Origin of the sequence: Pseudomonas fluorescens, from assembly GCF_902497745.1 — a bacterium.
GTDB lineage: Bacteria > Pseudomonadota > Gammaproteobacteria > Pseudomonadales > Pseudomonadaceae > Aquipseudomonas > Aquipseudomonas fluorescens_BM.
Genome location: NZ_CABVHJ010000015.1, coordinates 104,028 through 119,147, shown reverse-complemented (window position 1 = coordinate 119,147; position 15,120 = coordinate 104,028). Strand labels below are relative to the sequence as shown.

At 57.9% G+C, this 15,120-nt stretch carries 14 protein-coding genes; 9 read left to right on the top strand and 5 right to left on the bottom strand.

All coding sequences use genetic code 11. The features are described from left to right. Positions 1-123: 123 nt before the first annotated feature. Positions 124-1,875 carry a molecular chaperone gene (locus tag F8N44_RS22070; RefSeq protein ID WP_150651786.1) on the bottom strand — a complete coding sequence of 584 codons (1,752 nt, stop codon included), beginning with the start codon at positions 1,873-1,875 and terminating at the stop codon, positions 124-126. Positions 1,876-2,095: 220 nt separating this feature from the next. Between F8N44_RS22070 and F8N44_RS22065 the strand changes: the two genes are divergently transcribed. Continuing rightward, a complete protein-coding gene (locus tag F8N44_RS22065; protein WP_038360321.1) occupies positions 2,096-2,497 on the top strand; it encodes a hypothetical protein in 402 nt (133 codons plus the stop codon). Positions 2,498-2,564: 67 nt separating this feature from the next. On the opposite strand, the gene asd is transcribed toward F8N44_RS22065, so the two are convergent. From asd to F8N44_RS22050, 3 genes are read right to left on the bottom strand one after another with little or no spacing between them, the layout of a single operon-like run. Next, positions 2,565-3,425 (bottom strand): archaetidylserine decarboxylase, encoded by an 861-nt coding sequence (asd, locus tag F8N44_RS22060; RefSeq protein WP_008079215.1) that lies wholly within the window; start codon positions 3,423-3,425, stop codon positions 2,565-2,567. Positions 3,426-3,444: 19 nt separating this feature from the next. Next, complete coding sequence (gene rhdA / locus F8N44_RS22055) at positions 3,445-4,260, bottom strand: thiosulfate sulfurtransferase (protein WP_150651785.1); 816 nt, start codon at positions 4,258-4,260, stop codon at positions 3,445-3,447. A gap of 42 nt (positions 4,261-4,302) precedes the next feature. Then, positions 4,303-5,841: an HDOD domain-containing protein gene (locus tag F8N44_RS22050; protein WP_150651784.1), complete on the bottom strand. Its 1,539-nt coding sequence runs from the start codon at positions 5,839-5,841 to the stop codon at positions 4,303-4,305. Between the two features lie 166 nt (positions 5,842-6,007). Here F8N44_RS22050 and motA point away from each other — a divergent pair, with 166 nt between their 5' ends. The 3 genes from motA to F8N44_RS22035 all read left to right on the top strand — a co-directional run bounded on the left by motA (position 6,008) and on the right by F8N44_RS22035 (position 9,185). Next, positions 6,008-6,859, top strand: a complete 852-nt coding sequence (motA, locus tag F8N44_RS22045; RefSeq protein ID WP_007915795.1) for a flagellar motor stator protein MotA — start codon at positions 6,008-6,010, stop codon at positions 6,857-6,859. Positions 6,860-6,862: 3 nt separating this feature from the next. Next, a complete protein-coding gene (gene motB, locus F8N44_RS22040) occupies positions 6,863-7,930 on the top strand; it encodes a flagellar motor protein MotB (RefSeq protein WP_150651783.1) in 1,068 nt (355 codons plus the stop codon). A 91-nt stretch (positions 7,931-8,021) separates the two neighbouring features. Further along, positions 8,022-9,185 carry a sterol desaturase family protein gene (locus F8N44_RS22035; RefSeq protein WP_150651782.1) on the top strand — a complete coding sequence of 388 codons (1,164 nt, stop codon included), beginning with the start codon at positions 8,022-8,024 and terminating at the stop codon, positions 9,183-9,185. 48 nt (positions 9,186-9,233) lie between these two features. Here F8N44_RS22035 and rsgA read toward each other — a convergent pair whose 3' ends face one another. Then, positions 9,234-10,265, bottom strand: coding sequence for a small ribosomal subunit biogenesis GTPase RsgA (rsgA, locus tag F8N44_RS22030; protein WP_122599323.1), 1,032 nt, complete (start codon positions 10,263-10,265; stop codon positions 9,234-9,236). 107 nt (positions 10,266-10,372) lie between these two features. Here rsgA and orn point away from each other — a divergent pair, with 107 nt between their 5' ends. The 5 genes from orn to F8N44_RS22005 all read left to right on the top strand — a co-directional run. Further along, on the top strand, positions 10,373-10,915 hold the full coding sequence (orn, locus tag F8N44_RS22025; protein WP_034151653.1) for an oligoribonuclease: 543 nt from the start codon (positions 10,373-10,375) through the stop codon (positions 10,913-10,915). Positions 10,916-11,414: 499 nt separating this feature from the next. Then, complete coding sequence (locus F8N44_RS22020) at positions 11,415-12,437, top strand: hypothetical protein (RefSeq protein WP_150651781.1); 1,023 nt, start codon at positions 11,415-11,417, stop codon at positions 12,435-12,437. A gap of 41 nt (positions 12,438-12,478) precedes the next feature. Continuing rightward, positions 12,479-13,516, top strand: a complete 1,038-nt coding sequence (locus F8N44_RS22015) for a hypothetical protein (RefSeq protein ID WP_150651780.1) — start codon at positions 12,479-12,481, stop codon at positions 13,514-13,516. A gap of 65 nt (positions 13,517-13,581) precedes the next feature. After that, positions 13,582-14,193, top strand: coding sequence for a trimeric intracellular cation channel family protein (locus F8N44_RS22010; protein ID WP_150651779.1), 612 nt, complete (start codon positions 13,582-13,584; stop codon positions 14,191-14,193). A 175-nt stretch (positions 14,194-14,368) separates the two neighbouring features. Then, positions 14,369-15,120: hypothetical protein (locus tag F8N44_RS22005; protein ID WP_191630935.1), on the top strand; the 752-nt coding region annotated here is incomplete at its 3' end.

The window sequence follows — 15,120 nt, the reverse complement described above, 5'->3', positions numbered from 1 at the left end:
TCATTGCCTGAACCGGCCTTATCGCTTGCAGGCAAGCTCCCACATTGGATCTGTGTGTTCACACAATCCCTGCGGGAGCGAGCTTGCTCGCGAAGGCCACGCCGCCGGACTATCGGTGAGCACTCAAAGCGATTTCCACAACGAATCAAAATCCTCCTCGCTCCCGCCATTCTGCGCGGCCTCCAGCGAGCGATAGGCAAACTGATTGAAACTATGCGTACTCGCCACCCGTCGATCCAGACCGGCGCGGTGTTCTTCGCCCTGAGTATTGATCAGCACTTTGCTGCCCTCCTGAAACGGCAGGCGCGGTGCCAGCAGAGTCGCCGGCACATCGATCGCACTGATCTCCGGTAACAGTAATCCGCGCAGATATTGGCTGTGATCTTCCCGCGAACGCACCAGTTGCAAACCGCAGGGCTGGGCGTGCGGCGCCACCAGTTCAATGCCCATTTGTGTGCCACCCCCGCGTACCTGGCGGATCCAGCGAATCACCGCGATGCTCCAGCCCTGACTGACACTGTCCTGAATCCCGAGCATTTCTCCGGCCTGCAATTCGGCTGGCACTTCATTTGGCCACGCCAGGCAGTAACCGCCGGGGCTGTGATTGATCACTGGCAATGCGTAAGTCGGATAGTGCGGCGCAGCGTCGGCGCTGCTTTCGTCTTCGATGAGATGGTCGTACTGGATTTCTTCGTAGGGCAAAAACTGCTCGTTATTTTGCGGTGCTGCGTCGAACGCCTGGCTCCAGCTGTCCTTTTCACCTTTGGCCACGGCGTTGCTGAAATTCGCTGCGCGGGCGCCGGGATGTTTGAGCATGTCGCTGAAGCTGCGTTCGCCGCCGAGGTAGAAGTGCAGGGCGCTCATGCCCACGCACACGGTCAGATTGCCCTGGCCGACGGTGCGCTGAAAACTGCGCTCGGCCGCTTCGCCCCACGTTGCATGTAAATGTTGCAGCGTGTCGAAACTCAGGCCGGTCGGGACGGGCAGGGGCCTGGAGGTGTCCTGATGCAGCAAATGCGCTTCTAGGGTGTTCACCAGCGGTTGCGGGTCAAAGCCAAGCAGACCGGCGCGTTGCTCGCTGCGAAACATGCTGCGGTAGCGCGGCCCGACATCGAGTTCGGCGCTGACCGCAAACAAGCCGTCGTCGGGACTGCCGGGGTGCAGCTTGAGCTGGGCGCTCCAGGGTTCAAGCACTTCGGCGAGCCGGGCGATCTGGTTCTGGCGCAGTTGATTGCAGCGCGCGCTGCCCAGGAGCAGGGCGGCGATGTAGGTCTGTTCAAGGCTCAACTCTGTGGTCAGGCTGGCCAGATCGTCATGCACGCGCCGCTGTTGCAGCTGCAACTCACACGCTGTGCGATAGAGCTGATGCAATTCAAACCACAGATGCTCCGGCGGCGAACTGTACAGCTGGGTGGCGCGAACCAGCTGTCCCTTCAACGCATGCGCCGCCCGTTGCAAAGCCAAACCGACCAGCGCTGCACGATCCTTGCTGTACTTTGGCGCGATCCGCAGAACGATCTGTTTGTAACCGATCGCCAAGTGGCTTTGCAGGGCTTGGCACAGATTGCTGATCTTGCGCGAACGCTCGTCGAGCATGATCGCCTGATGCAGGAAATGTCGCTCAAGATGCTGGCAGACGAAATATACCTCGGGGCGCAGCAGCTCCAGCAGGTTGAGGCGGTTGTCGCTGGGCGTAAGCAATTGGTTGAGTTCGCCCAGGCCTTGATAAAGCAGGCGGGCGGTTTCGCCGATATTGGCCTTGGGCAGGTCGGCAATCCAGCGCTTTAGGTCGCGTGGGGTGGCGTCGCAAAACGACAGGCGCGTTTGCGTTGGGGTCGGGGTGCTCAGAGAAGGTTGCGGGCGAGACTCACTCATGCCGTAAATGGCTCCGGCGGCGAAATGGGCAATGCCCAAAACTCTAGCAGCTGTGGCCTGTTTCGCCGGATAGCGTCAAGTTTTTTGACCGCTGGTCTGCTGGCCGGATGCCAGTTCGTGAGCCCTACTAGTCTCTCAGGCGTGCGATCGGAAACGCACGGTTGCACGGCCTGCCGTCAACCTCGGGCAGGTCTCCCGAAACTTCAAGGAGATGAGGTTCATGTCTAAATATGCAGTGGCAAATCAATGGGGTGGCAGTTCGGCGCCGTGGCATCCGGGTGGAACCTGGGTACTCGGCGGGCGGGACAACCAGAATGTCGTCGCTATCGAGATCAATTCGCGCGATGACGGCAAAACGTTCACCGGCACCATGACCTATGCCGGGGAAGGTCCCATTGGCTTCAAGGCGCAACGCACCGGTCAGAACCAGTACAACGTCGAGAATCAGTGGGGTGGCAATGATGCCCCATGGCATCCGGGCGGCAAGTGGGTGATTGGCGGCCGGGACAATCAGAACGTTATCGCGTTGAGCGTCACGTCCAGTGATGGCGGGAAAAACCTCAGCGGCACCAATACCTATGTCAACGAAGGCCCGATCGGCTTTCGTGGGCAGATAGAGTAACGGCGCCACCGAGTTGAATCCGCCCTTTCGCAGACGTGCGAACGGGCGGATCAGTGGCTCACAGCATTCAGGCTTTTGGCAGTGCCAGGCCTTGGCCCATCTGCACTGGCGAACCCGCGACCAGTTCTTCAGCCCACTTCACCTGATCCGGCCCGAACAGCACGATCGCGGTCGAACCCAGCTTGAAGCGCCCCAGTTCGGCACCTTTTTCCAGATGGATAGGCGCACGGGCGGCTTCGTCGTAGCGGAAGGTTTTCAGTTCGCGCTTCGGTGGGGTGACCAGACCGGCCCATACGGTTTCGATCGAAGCGACGATCATCGCGCCCACCAGTACCACCGCCATCGGGCCGCGCTCGGTGTCGAAGATGCACGCCACGCGCTCGTTGCGGGCGAACAGCTCCGGCACGTTTTCCGCGGTGGTTTGATTCACCGAGAAGATCCGGCCCGGGATGTAGACCATTTCGCGCAGGGTGCCGGCCAGCGGCATGTGCACGCGGTGGTAGTCCTTCGGCGACAGGTAGATGGTGGCGAAGTCGCCGCCCATGAACGGCGCGGCGTTGGCCGCATCACCGCCGAGCAGTTCGAGCACGCTGAAGCTGTGGCCCTTGGCCTGGAACACGCGACCGTGTTCGATCGGGCCGAGCTGGCTGACCGCGCCGTCGGCCGGGCTGAGGATCGCGCCCGGGGTTTCGTCCAGCGGACGCGCGCCGTCTTTCAGGGCTCGAGTGAAGAAGGCGTTGAAGTGCTCGTAAGCGGTCAGGTCTTCGACCAGCGCTTGCGACATGTCCACCTGGTAGCGCTTGGCGAACCACTGGGTGAAGGCATTCTTGAACCAGCGCACGCGGCATTCGGCAACGCAGCCAGCCAGGCGCGACAGCAGGTGATGAGGCAGCAGGTACTGGCTGAGGATAAACAGACGCTCTTTCATTGGTTGTCCTTAAAAAACCTTAAATCTCGACTGGCGTGTCAGGGTGGTTGCCCCATTCGCCCCAGGAACCGGCGTAGCCTTTGACCCGCGGATAACCGAGGGACTTGGCCACCAGATAAGTGAAGCCCGACCGGTGATGGGTCTGGCAGTGGGTAATGATTTCTTTGTCCTTGGTGATCCCGAGGTCTTCGAGGATCTGCGGCATGTCTGTGCGAATGCGCAACTGACGAGCCTTGTCCATGCCGGCAGTCCATTCGAAATTGACCGCGCCGGGGATGTGCCCGGCCTTGGCGGCCAGTACTTTCTCGCCGGAGTATTCCAGCGGCCCGCGCGCATCCCAGATCGCCAGATCGGCGGCGCCGAGACGGCTTTGCAGGTATTCGCGCGTGGCGGTCGGCTCTTCGTGCAGGGTCAATGCCAGCGGCCCACCGACAATTGGCGGAACCTGGATCGACATCGGCATGCCATCCGCCAGCCACGCTGGAAGACCACCGTCTATATAGTGGTACTTGTCGTGACCGATCACGTCGAGCAGCCAGATGAAACGCCCGGCCCAGCCGCCGCCCTCATCATCGTAAACAACGTAGACCGCGTCTTTGCGATGGCCCAATTCACCGAACAGCGCCTCCAGATCAGCTTTCGCCGGCAGCAGGCCCGGCGCCGGCGGCTGGCCGAGCTGAGTGCGTTTCGGGTCGACAAAGCGTGCGCCGGGCAGATGACCTTCGGTGTAGCGGGCAGCGCTGGTCAGATCCACCAGAATCAGTTCAGGGGAATCGAGACGCGGGAGCAAATCGCTCGGCTCGATGACGAGCGGCAAGCCAGAGAAGTCAGACATGTGAGGTCTCCAGAGCACAAAGGGGGGGATTGTAACGCAGCCTCATCGGGCACGGCTGCTAAAGCTGTGCAGGGCCTTTTCGATGCACTGCGCGGTTTTGCCAAAGGCTTGCACGGTGATGTCGGCGAACGGTCCGCCGCCCTGATCGGCGACGACGATCATGATCACCCGGCCATTGTTGACCAGAGAGCGCAGGAACAGGTGCTCGCCACGAAACAGCGTGCGCAGGCCCGGCGGCAGCAGGGCGGAGAACTGCGCGTTGTTCTCCGGGGTGATCCGTACCTGCGCCTGTTGCGCCAGCAATCTTTGCAGCACGCTGCTCTGGCTGACGACAAAATTCAGCGCCGCCGCTTCTTTCGGCAGGCCGGCGGTTTGATTCACGCGCAGATTGGACTGCGTACGGTCTGCCATCAGAATCATCACCCGGCGCATGCCGCTGGCAACCAGCGCATCACGGGCGGCGACGGTCAGGCTCATGGCATTGGTGAAGCGGCTCGGTTCGGCGAGCAGTTCGGCACATTGCTTGCGCCACAGGCCCAGGTCTTCAGCGCTTGGCGCGGCGGCGGGCAGCATGCCGGCCGGCAAACGACGAGTGCCCAATGGCCACAACAACGAGACCGCCGGATGCCACAAGTCCGGCATCGCATGATGGCGCGCGCTGTTGGCGGCTTGCTGGTGCAACTGTTGTTGCACCTCGTCCATCGAGATTTGCAGATAAAGGCTGGTCAGGTATTGCCAGCGTTCGCTGTGCGGACTGTCCCAGGCCTGTTGCGCCGACAGCGCCAGACCATTGGCCAGCAGCACGGTGTTGGCCGGTTGATTGAGCCAGCGGCGCAGGGTCGGGTCATCGTCGAGGCGATTCTGCTGGCGCAGCGGATGCTCGCTGTCGCGAGCAATACGCAACACTTTCACCAGTTCGCGCTGCTCACTGAGCAACAGCTTGTAGCCCTGCTGCACCCAGATCGGCAGGTGCCAGACTTGCACCAGCGCTTCGGCGATTTTCAGCAGACGCACGCCGAACAATTGCTTCTCGACCACGCGGGCCGATTCGCCCTTATGGATAACCCGCAGCTCCCACTCTTCAAGCAATTGCGGATACGTCAGCGCCAACGGCCACAGCGGCGACAGAAACAGCAGGCTGCCCCAATGAATGTCCTGCCAGAGCCGCGCCAGGCGACTGGCGAAAAAACCGTTGGCCTGTTGCGTCGCGTGCTGGCTGATCATTTGCAGTTGACGCAGGGCCTTGGGGATTTGCATCTGCGGTTCTGCAGGCAACCGCGCCAGCAGTTCTTCGGTACGGGCAAGGCCCAGACGATTGATCGCCACCTCGAGGTTTTCCGCTGGCGTGGCCATGGTGCCGTGGGTGTGACGATTCGCCTCACGGATGATGCTCAAGGCCAGTGCCGGGCTGTCCTGCATCAGGTCGGCGATGTCGCGCAGCGAGCTGCGATTGTCACGGATCGCGCGGCAGACTTTGTCGTGAGCCTCTTGCGGGACGGGCAGTCGCACGCCATCGAGCAACTTTACCCAGCCGTCGAGGGTGGTCGGTTTTGCGTGTGGGACGTTCGTTTCATTAGCCATGTCTGGACGGGATCTTCACTGACTGTAGACGCGCCCGGCATGGGCTAAATTGGCTTTTCGCCTGAACTGGCTATAGTCTGGCGCAGTTTTGCCGATAAGTAGAAGAAGAGATTTTTTAACTTCCGAATATGACCTTGAACCCGACTTAAGTAAGTACTTTCTACCTATGGCTAAAATTATCGGCATCATCGTCGTATTCGCGAGCGTGCTCGGCGGATACGTGCTCTCCCACGGCAAGATTGCCGCCCTGATCCAGCCTTTCGAGGTGTTGATCATCGGTGGTGCTGCACTCGGTGCATTCCTGCAGGCCAACCCCGGTTACATGACGATGCACGTGCTCAAGAAATCTCTGAGCATGTTCAGTTCGCGCTTCAGCCACACGTTCTATCTGGAAGTGCTCGGCCTGATCTACGAGATCCTCAACAAGAGCCGCCGCGAAGGCATGATGGCCATCGAAGGCGACATCGAAGACGCTGCCGCGAGCCCGATTTTCGCCAAGTACCCGGCCGTGCTCAAAGACGAGCGCATGACCGCGTTCATCTGCGATTACCTGCGCATCATGTCTTCCGGCAACATGGCCCCGCACGAGCTGGAAGGCTTGTTCGACATGGAGTTGTACAGCCTCAAGGAAGACCTCGAGCATCCATCCCACGCGGTGAACGGCATCGCCGACGCCATGCCCGGTTTCGGTATCGTCGCGGCGGTACTCGGTATCGTGGTGACGATGGCCTCGCTGGGTGAAGGTGACCAGAAGTCCATCGGTCTGCACGTGGGTGCGGCACTGGTGGGTACTTTCTTCGGTATTCTCGCGGCATACGGTTTCTTCGGCCCGTTGGCGCATTCCCTGGCCCACGACGCCAAGGAAGAGCTGAACGTCTACGAAGCCATCAAGGCCTCGCTGGTGGCTTCGGCTTCCGGCATGCCGCCGTCGCTGGCGGTCGAGTTCGGTCGCAAGGTGCTGTACCCGGCCCACCGTCCAAGCTTTGCCGAGCTGGAACAAGCCGTTCGCGGTCGCTAAGAAATGGAAAATAATCAGCCGATTATCATCAAGCGCGTCAAGCGCATAGCCGGCGGGCATCACGGTGGGGCGTGGAAAATCGCCTTCGCCGACTTCGCCACGGCGATGATGGCGTTCTTCCTGGTGTTGTGGCTGCTGTCCACCGCAACGCCGGAGCAGAAGATCGCCATCGCCGGTTACTTCAAAGACCCGGTCGGCTTCTCCGAAAGCGGCACGCCGTACATCATCGACCTGGGTGGCACACCGACTCTGGCGCCGGAAAATACCCTCAACCCTGAGGTGAAATCCCAGCCGCAACCGGACAAGGTCACCGTCGACACCGAGCAGGTTGAAGGCATGGCCGAAATGGTCGAGAAAGAGCGCCTCGAACTGCTGCTGCAAGAACTGCAAAACAAGGTCGACGAGAACCCGCAACTGCAGAAATTCAAGGATCAGATCCTCTTCGAGATCACCCCGAACGGCTTGCGTATCCAGATCATGGATGCCGAGAACCGGCCGATGTTCGACTCGGGTTCTGCACGCCTGAAGCCGTACTTCGAAGACATCCTGCTGGCCATGGCTGACACCATCAAAGCGGTGCCGAACAAGATCAGCATCAGCGGTCACACCGACGCCAAGCCGTACACCGGCACCGGTGATTTCGGTAACTGGGAATTGTCGGCCAACCGTGCCAATGCTGCCCGACGTGCACTGATCGCCGGCAGCTATCCGGATGCGCAAGTGGCGCGGGTCGTCGGTTATGCCTCGTCGGCACTGTTCGATAAGGAAAACCCGTTCAACCCGGTCAACCGCCGTATCGACATTGTTGTGCTGACCAAGAAAGCCCAGGCGGCCATTGAAGGTGCGCAAGGTGCCGATCCGGCGAAACCGGCAGATCAAGGCCAGAACGGTGCCGCTCCGGCGACACCGATTGATCCGAATGCGCTGCCGGCGGATCAGCAGCCGGTGCCGGCGCATGAGTTGCGTGAACGGTTGAATCTGTTTGATGACGCCGCGCCGAAACCGGCGGAACCGGGGAGTGCGGCGCCGGCGCCGGCAACCACTGCACCGGCACCTGCGCCCAAGCAGTAATCGACAAAAAGCCACGGTTACCGTGGCTTTTTTGTTTCTGCCTGCGTCGCAATGACCAGTCGCAGTTTTCGCAATCACGGAAGATCAGTTAATGGAAAGACTCAAAGCCTATTTTCAACGGCATGGCAACGCACCCTTCAAGTTTGGCGAGGGGCGGGTCAGTGGCTATATTTCGGCCACCCTCGGGCTGTTGAGCCTGTTGGCGGTGTTCTGTTTCCTCTTCCCGGAATGGCTGACCACGGCCGAACTGCGCAAGGTCTATGACGAGCAGTTCGCGCGCACCACGCTGTTGCTCGGTCTGGTGCTGTCGTTCAGCCTCGGCACCCTGAATATCCTGCTCAACAAGCGCAAACGTCTGGGGATTACCGGACTGGTGGCGTCGGGGCTGGCGGTATTCCTTGGGGGCACCAATGTCCAAGTCAGCTCGATCGGGCAGACCCCGTACTCGCTCGGTCTGGACTGGTTTGTGCTGGCGCTGCTGGTGTCGGCGATCGTGTTCATTCCGCTGGAAAAACTCTATTCCAAGGACCCTGAGCAAAACATCCTGCGTCCGCACTGGCGCACCGACCTGACCTACTTCTTCGTCAGCCACATGCTGGTGCAGTTCATCCTGATCTTCATCACCGCCTCTTCGAGTTACATCGCCGGTTGGGCGGTGTCGCCAGGCTTGCAGGCAAGTGTGCAAAGCCTGCCGCTGGTGGTGCAGTTTTTGTTGGCAATCCTGGTCGCCGATCTCGGCCAATACTGGCTGCACCGGCTCTATCACGTGGTGCCATTTCTGTGGCGCATCCACGCGGTGCATCACTCCAGCACCCACATGGACTGGCTCGCCGGCTCGCGCGTGCACTTCATTGAAATCCTGCTGACCCGCACCGGTGTGCTGGTGCCATTGATGCTGCTGGGCTTCGCGCCGCAAGCGTTGAATGCCTACGTGATTCTGGTTGGTGTTCAGGCGGTACTGGCCCACGCCAACGTGCGGATCAACGGCGGCTGGCTGAACTACCTGATCGTGCTGCCGCGCTACCACCATTGGCACCACGCCCGGCACAAGGATTACATCTACAAGAACTACGCGATCCACACGCCGCTGGTGGACATGCTGTTCGGCACGTTCAAATTGCCGCCTAAAGAATGGCCGGTACGTTACGGCGTTTTTGGCAAGGAGTTGCCTGGCGGGATTGTGCATCAGCATCTGTATGCGTTTCGCAAGCCTGAGCCAAAGGTGGTTGTGCCGAAACCGCCGGCCAGCGTTTGAGGCAAAAAAAAGCCGCGAGATGATCGCGGCTTTTTTGTGTCTGGCTAGTTAATAGCCGTTTTCAGGCAAACTGGCGATGATCGAGCGGTAGCTGTTCATCCGCTGCTGCTGGATACGACCATCCTCCAACGCCTTGAGCAACGCACAACCCGGTTCGCGGTCATGCTTGCAGTCTCGGAAGCGGCAAGTGCCGAGTAGGTCATTGAACTCGATGAAACCTGCTTCAACGTCGGCACGGCTGACGTGACCGAGGCCGAATTCACGGATGCCCGGGGAGTCGATCAGCTCACCGCCACCGGGAAAGTGGAACAGTCGTGCGGTGGTCGTCGTATGCGTGCCCTGGCCGGACAACTCGGACAACGGCCCGACGCGGGTTTCGACTTCTGGCAGCAGGCTGTTGACCAGCGACGACTTGCCGACACCGGACTGGCCGACGAATACGCTGATGCGCCCGTCGAGCTGCTGTTGCAGCTGTTCCATGCCGTTGCCGTGATGCGCGGAGACTTCCAGCACCGGATAACCCAGCGTGCGGTACACCGCCAGCAGCGCATTGAGCGCCGGAGCGTTCTGCTCGTCGATCAGGTCGAATTTGTTCAACAGCAGCAACGGGCGGATGCCGGCGTGTTCGGCCGCGACCAGATAACGGTCGATCAGGTTGGCATGTGGCTCGGGCAATGGGGCGAAGACGATGACGATCATGTCGACGTTGGCCGCAACCGGTTTGAGCTGGCCACGGCTGTCCGGGCGGCACAGTTCGGTGGTGCGCGGCAGTTGCGCAACGATCACCCCGATGCCTTGGTTGCCGGCGCGCCAGACGACGGTGTCGCCGGTTACCAGCGCGGGCAGGTTGGCGCGCAAGTGGCAGCGAAACACTTGGCCGGCCTGATCACCGTCAACGGCTTCGACCTCGACCTGTACACCGAAGTGGGCGATCACCAGGCCTGTTTGTTCTGGCCCCAGGTCGCCGCCCTCAAGGGCTTCGACAGCCGAGGACTCGCGTTTGGCGGCGCGTGCGGCGCGTTCGCCCTGAATCTTTTCGATGCGCCAGTTTTGACGACGATTGAGTTGGCGTTTGGCCATGGGTGTTCCGTCTGAAGAATGCAGCGATTAGGTAAAACGGCCGCGAGTTTAGCACGCCCGGCAAGCGGCCTAGGCTAAACTGCGCAGCATTGCCTAGGAGCCGAAATATGCCAAACCCGCAGAACCTGATCTGGATCGACCTGGAAATGACCGGTCTGGATCCTGAAAACGACGTCATCATCGAGATGGCCACCATCGTTACCGACAGCGATCTCAACACGCTGGCCGAAGGCCCGGTGATCGCCATCCACCACAGCGACGAAGTGCTCGCGCGCATGGACGAGTGGAACACCCGCACCCACGGCAACTCCGGCCTGACCCAACGCGTGCGCGACAGCCGCATCAGCATGGCTGAAGCCGAGGCCGAAACCATCGCCTTTCTGGAAAAGTGGGTGCCGAAGGGCAAATCGCCGATCTGTGGCAACAGCATCTGCCAGGATCGTCGCTTCCTTTATACCCACATGAAAGCGCTGGAAAGCTACTTCCACTACCGCAACCTCGACGTCTCTACGCTCAAAGAGCTGGCCGCGCGCTGGGCGCCGGATGTGCGCGACAGTTTCAAGAAGGGCAGCACGCACCTGGCACTGGACGATATTCGCGAATCGATCGCCGAACTGCAGCATTACCGCAAGCATTTCATCAAGTTTTGATGTGGTTTGTGCAGGAGCTGCCACAGGTGGCTCCTGCATTGGAACGTGTCGCTCGCGCTCTGTCGAGCCAGCGTGAAATGGCTGGATGGCGTTTGCCCTGATCGGCGGCATCTATTGCAATAACATCCCGGCAATCTTTTGAAGAAGACTTCATTTCAGCGTTATTGTTGCAATACTCTGATGTTGCAGCTTTTACCTTTATCTAATATTTACGAGCGGGCAAGCCAGTTTGATGACGTTAACTGGGGACGTTGTGTTGGGTGGTGATTTTGTTAAAAAATGCAAGCTTGTGTGTGGCAGATGCTGATTGAGGCCCAAATGCTTGAATAAGGTAATGGTTCTGGAAAGTTTTAATTAAGTGCGCCAGTTGAATTAATGATTGATTTTTTTGTTTTTTCTTACACTTTGGGCGCGGTTTTTTTCTCGGTGTATGTTATTAATTGTGCTCTATGTTCGAACCCTGGATTGTTCGAATTAATATACATCATGGAAGAAGTTAATGAGTGAAGGATTGAGTACGTCACAGGATCAACTCGTTGAGTCAGATGCGGCAGAAAGCATCGGTAGTTTTGCCGTAAAGTTTGACGCGGGTGCATCCAGTCGGAGCAAAGTGCTATATGCCAATGGGCGCATGCAGGTCAAGGTGCAGGTTGTAGTGGCTGGTGTGGATCGCGATGGTAACGTCGTCGCTGTTTCCGACGAGATAATGGAGAGTATTCGTCTTATTCACTATGACAGCGGCAAAACCTTGCGCAATGGTTGGCGAGCCAGTACGGAGCAGGGCCGTTTCACCTTGGCAGTAGCGCACGCCACCGTTATGGCGAATGAGGATGATGGAGACGAGGATCTTTCGGGCCAGCGCCGGGTACGCACGTTCTGGGTTTCCAGCGAAAATGTGGAAACCATTCAGATCGGTGCGTCCATAAAGTTTCATAACACAGTCATTCGCAGTAATGGAACAACTCTGTCGAGCAGGCATGACAGCAGTATCAGCGTTGAGGCCATTGAGCCGGTAACCTATGCGATTGAGCAGTTCCGTTGGGAAAATGTCTGGTATGACGGCGGGTTTAAAAATCAGCGTATTTACAAATACTACCTTGGCTTGTATCCCCATGCACAACAGGTGAAGTTAGTGGACTGGATTGCTGGGGGGGCTGATGAGAACGTTGTATTTGCCTTCGGTAATAAAGTCGATGGATGGAATGCGGCGTTTCAGGCTGGCGTTCTGATCCACCCCGACGGGCACACATTTAATATGTCGTTACCGTTTGTCGAGGCTTTCGGTGTTTCGCCAGAGTCCATCAGGTTTATTTATCATGAGAAAGATTATGAGATTAAAGTCAACGATCGCATCGGAGAACTGACTGTTGTCCAGGCACTGTCCCCGGCAGCACGAAATCAACCGCTCGTCGACAGATCTGAGGTCTTCCGCTTCACCGCCCTGGATCAGTTTGGCACTGAACATAAACTGGCTATCCGCACTAACTTTAAGGAACGAAGCTTGAGGCTGGAACGAGGCTGATACTTTAATTTTTTCTGAAAATACAAAAGGGATAAACTTTCATGGAAGAGTTTGTACAAGAGACACCGGAGTTGCAGGCTGAACCTGTTACTCTGGATTCAATTTCCCGTTTCGAAGTCACGCTTGGTGGTGACGCCAGCACGCTGAGCAAGACGCTATACGGCAACGGTCGTATGCAAGTCAAAGTTCAGGTTCTGGTATCCGGCGTGGACGTCTCCGGAAACTACGCTGTTATTCCGGATGACGTGTTCCAGAGCATAGAACTGGTTCATTACCACACGGGCAAGCCCTTGCAGGATGGCTGGCGTGCCACTGTCGAGCCGGGTGAGTTTACCAGCGAAGCTCCGAGCGCCAGAAAGGCTACGAATTCGACCGCTACGGTCGGTGCAACCGAGTCCATTCAACGACAGGTGCGAACTCTATGGGTCTCGGCTGAGGGTGCCGCAACCACACGGATTGCCGCTCGCATCTTCCTCAATGGACGGTTTATCTACACCAACAGCAGCTCTTTGTTCAGCATGCATGACAGCAGTGTCACGATAGAGTCACAGGCGCCGCCACGGTATGCGATCGAGAACTTTCGCTGGGAGCCGGTCATCCGCGGAGACGAGAAGAGCGGGCACAAAATCTTCAACTATTACCTCGGCCTTTATGTTCAAGGGCAACAGATCAAGTTGATGGACTGGGTTAAGGACAACCAGACGGGCAGTATCGAATTTGCCTATGGAAACCACATTAACGGATACGTCGGGGGCGAAAAGGTCAATGCACTCAAGGGCGTGCTGGTCAGACCGGATCGCCGCAAAATAGGCGTTGTTTTACCGCTGCTCACCGGGCGCGTAACCGCGCAGAACCCGGTCAGGTCTTATTCGGTCGCTCAATACACGGTCCGGGTCAATGATCGGGACGGGGAGTTGACCGCCGTGGTTTCGTGGTCTCGTGACTTTTGGCGAGATCAGCAGGCGTCCTCACACGAAGGCGTATTTCATTTCAAGGTGCTAGACCAATTCGGCACGGAGCATCAACTGGCTATCCGTTCCGTCATCAAGGACGGCAGTTTCAAACTGGAACAAGGTTAACGTCATCTCTTTTGGTACTGGCGCGAAATGGCTAGACTGCGCGCCTTCCTGCCTGGATCGCCACCATGTTGCTGATGCTCTATCTGATCGCTATCACTGCCGAAGCCATGACTGGCGCCCTGTCTGCCGGCCGTCGCGGCATGGACTGGTTTGGCGTGGTGCTGATTGCCTGCATCACGGCGTTGGGTGGCGGTTCGGTACGTGATGTGCTGCTCGGGCACTACCCGCTGACGTGGGTCAAACATCCGGAATACCTGGTGCTGACTTCCGTCGCGGCGATGTTTACCGTATTCACAGCGCGCTGGATGCGCCACTTGCGTTCGCTGTTTCTGGTGCTCGACGCGGTCGGTCTGGTGGCGTTCACACTGATCGGTTGCATGACCGCCCTGGAAATGGGCCACGGCATGCTGGTGGCGTCGGTCAGCGGCGTGATCACCGGGGTATTTGGCGGCATCTTGCGCGATATTTTCTGCAACGACATTCCGCTGATCTTTCGGCGTGAACTTTATGCGAGTGTCTCGTTTGCTGCGGCGTGGTGCTACATGCTGTGTCTTTATCTGAATGTGCCAGGCGAACAAGCCATTCTGATCACGCTGTTCGGCGGGTTTTTGTTACGTCTGCTGGCCATCCGTTTTCATTGGGAAATGCCAAAATTCATTTATAACGACGAGCATTAATCCTTGTGGCTGGAAGAAAGTGGTTTAGCGGATAAAAGATCGTAAAAAGCTAGAGACTTGCAAGTGTATGTTTCTTACATTTTTCGCTTTGCTGTTTATTTGAAAGGTCTGTAATTTTTTTGTTGGCATATGTTCGATGTCAATATTTAAATATAACTCTTCAAAGGAATACATCATGAGCGAAAGCATGGACGCTACACACGGTCAGCAAACCATTGAGCCGATTCTTGCAGGTCTTGCCAGAATGAGTGTCAAGTTTGATGCCAACGATGCTACTCGCAGCAAGTCGCTGTTCGCTAACGGCCGGATGCAGGTGAAAGTGCAAGTTCTGGTTTCCGGGGTAGATACCGACGGTAATGTTATGCACGTACCGGCGCAGGTAATGGACAGCATCCAACTCATTCATTACAGCACTGGCAAGACGTTGCGCGAAGGCTGGGTCGCGAGCACTGAACAAGGACGATTTACCCTAGAGTCGCAAACTCCATTCTCAGTCAGAGAAGCAGACGAGGATGATGTGGAAAATGACAGCGCCCACCCTCAGGTTCGCACGTTCTGGGTATCCTCATCGAGCGCTGGTACGACTCAGATCGGTGCGCGCCTGACGCTGAACGGGGAGAAGATTCTCACCAATGGAACCACCCTTTCCAGTGTCCAGGACAGTAGCGTCACGATCGAAGCACAAACTCCCGTGACGTATTCGATAGGGCTGTTCGACTGGTTTCAGACGCGGCGCGGCAATGAAGAACCCGGCAATCGTATCTGGAACTACTATCTGGGGCTGTTTCCGCAGGGGCAGCAGATCAGACTGGTCGACTGGATTGTAGATGGGGTAGAACCCGGCGATGATGACGTCTTTGCGAGCGGTAACAAACTTAACGAATCAAAAACAAATTTTATGGAGGCTACGCTTGTTCGCCGCGAACG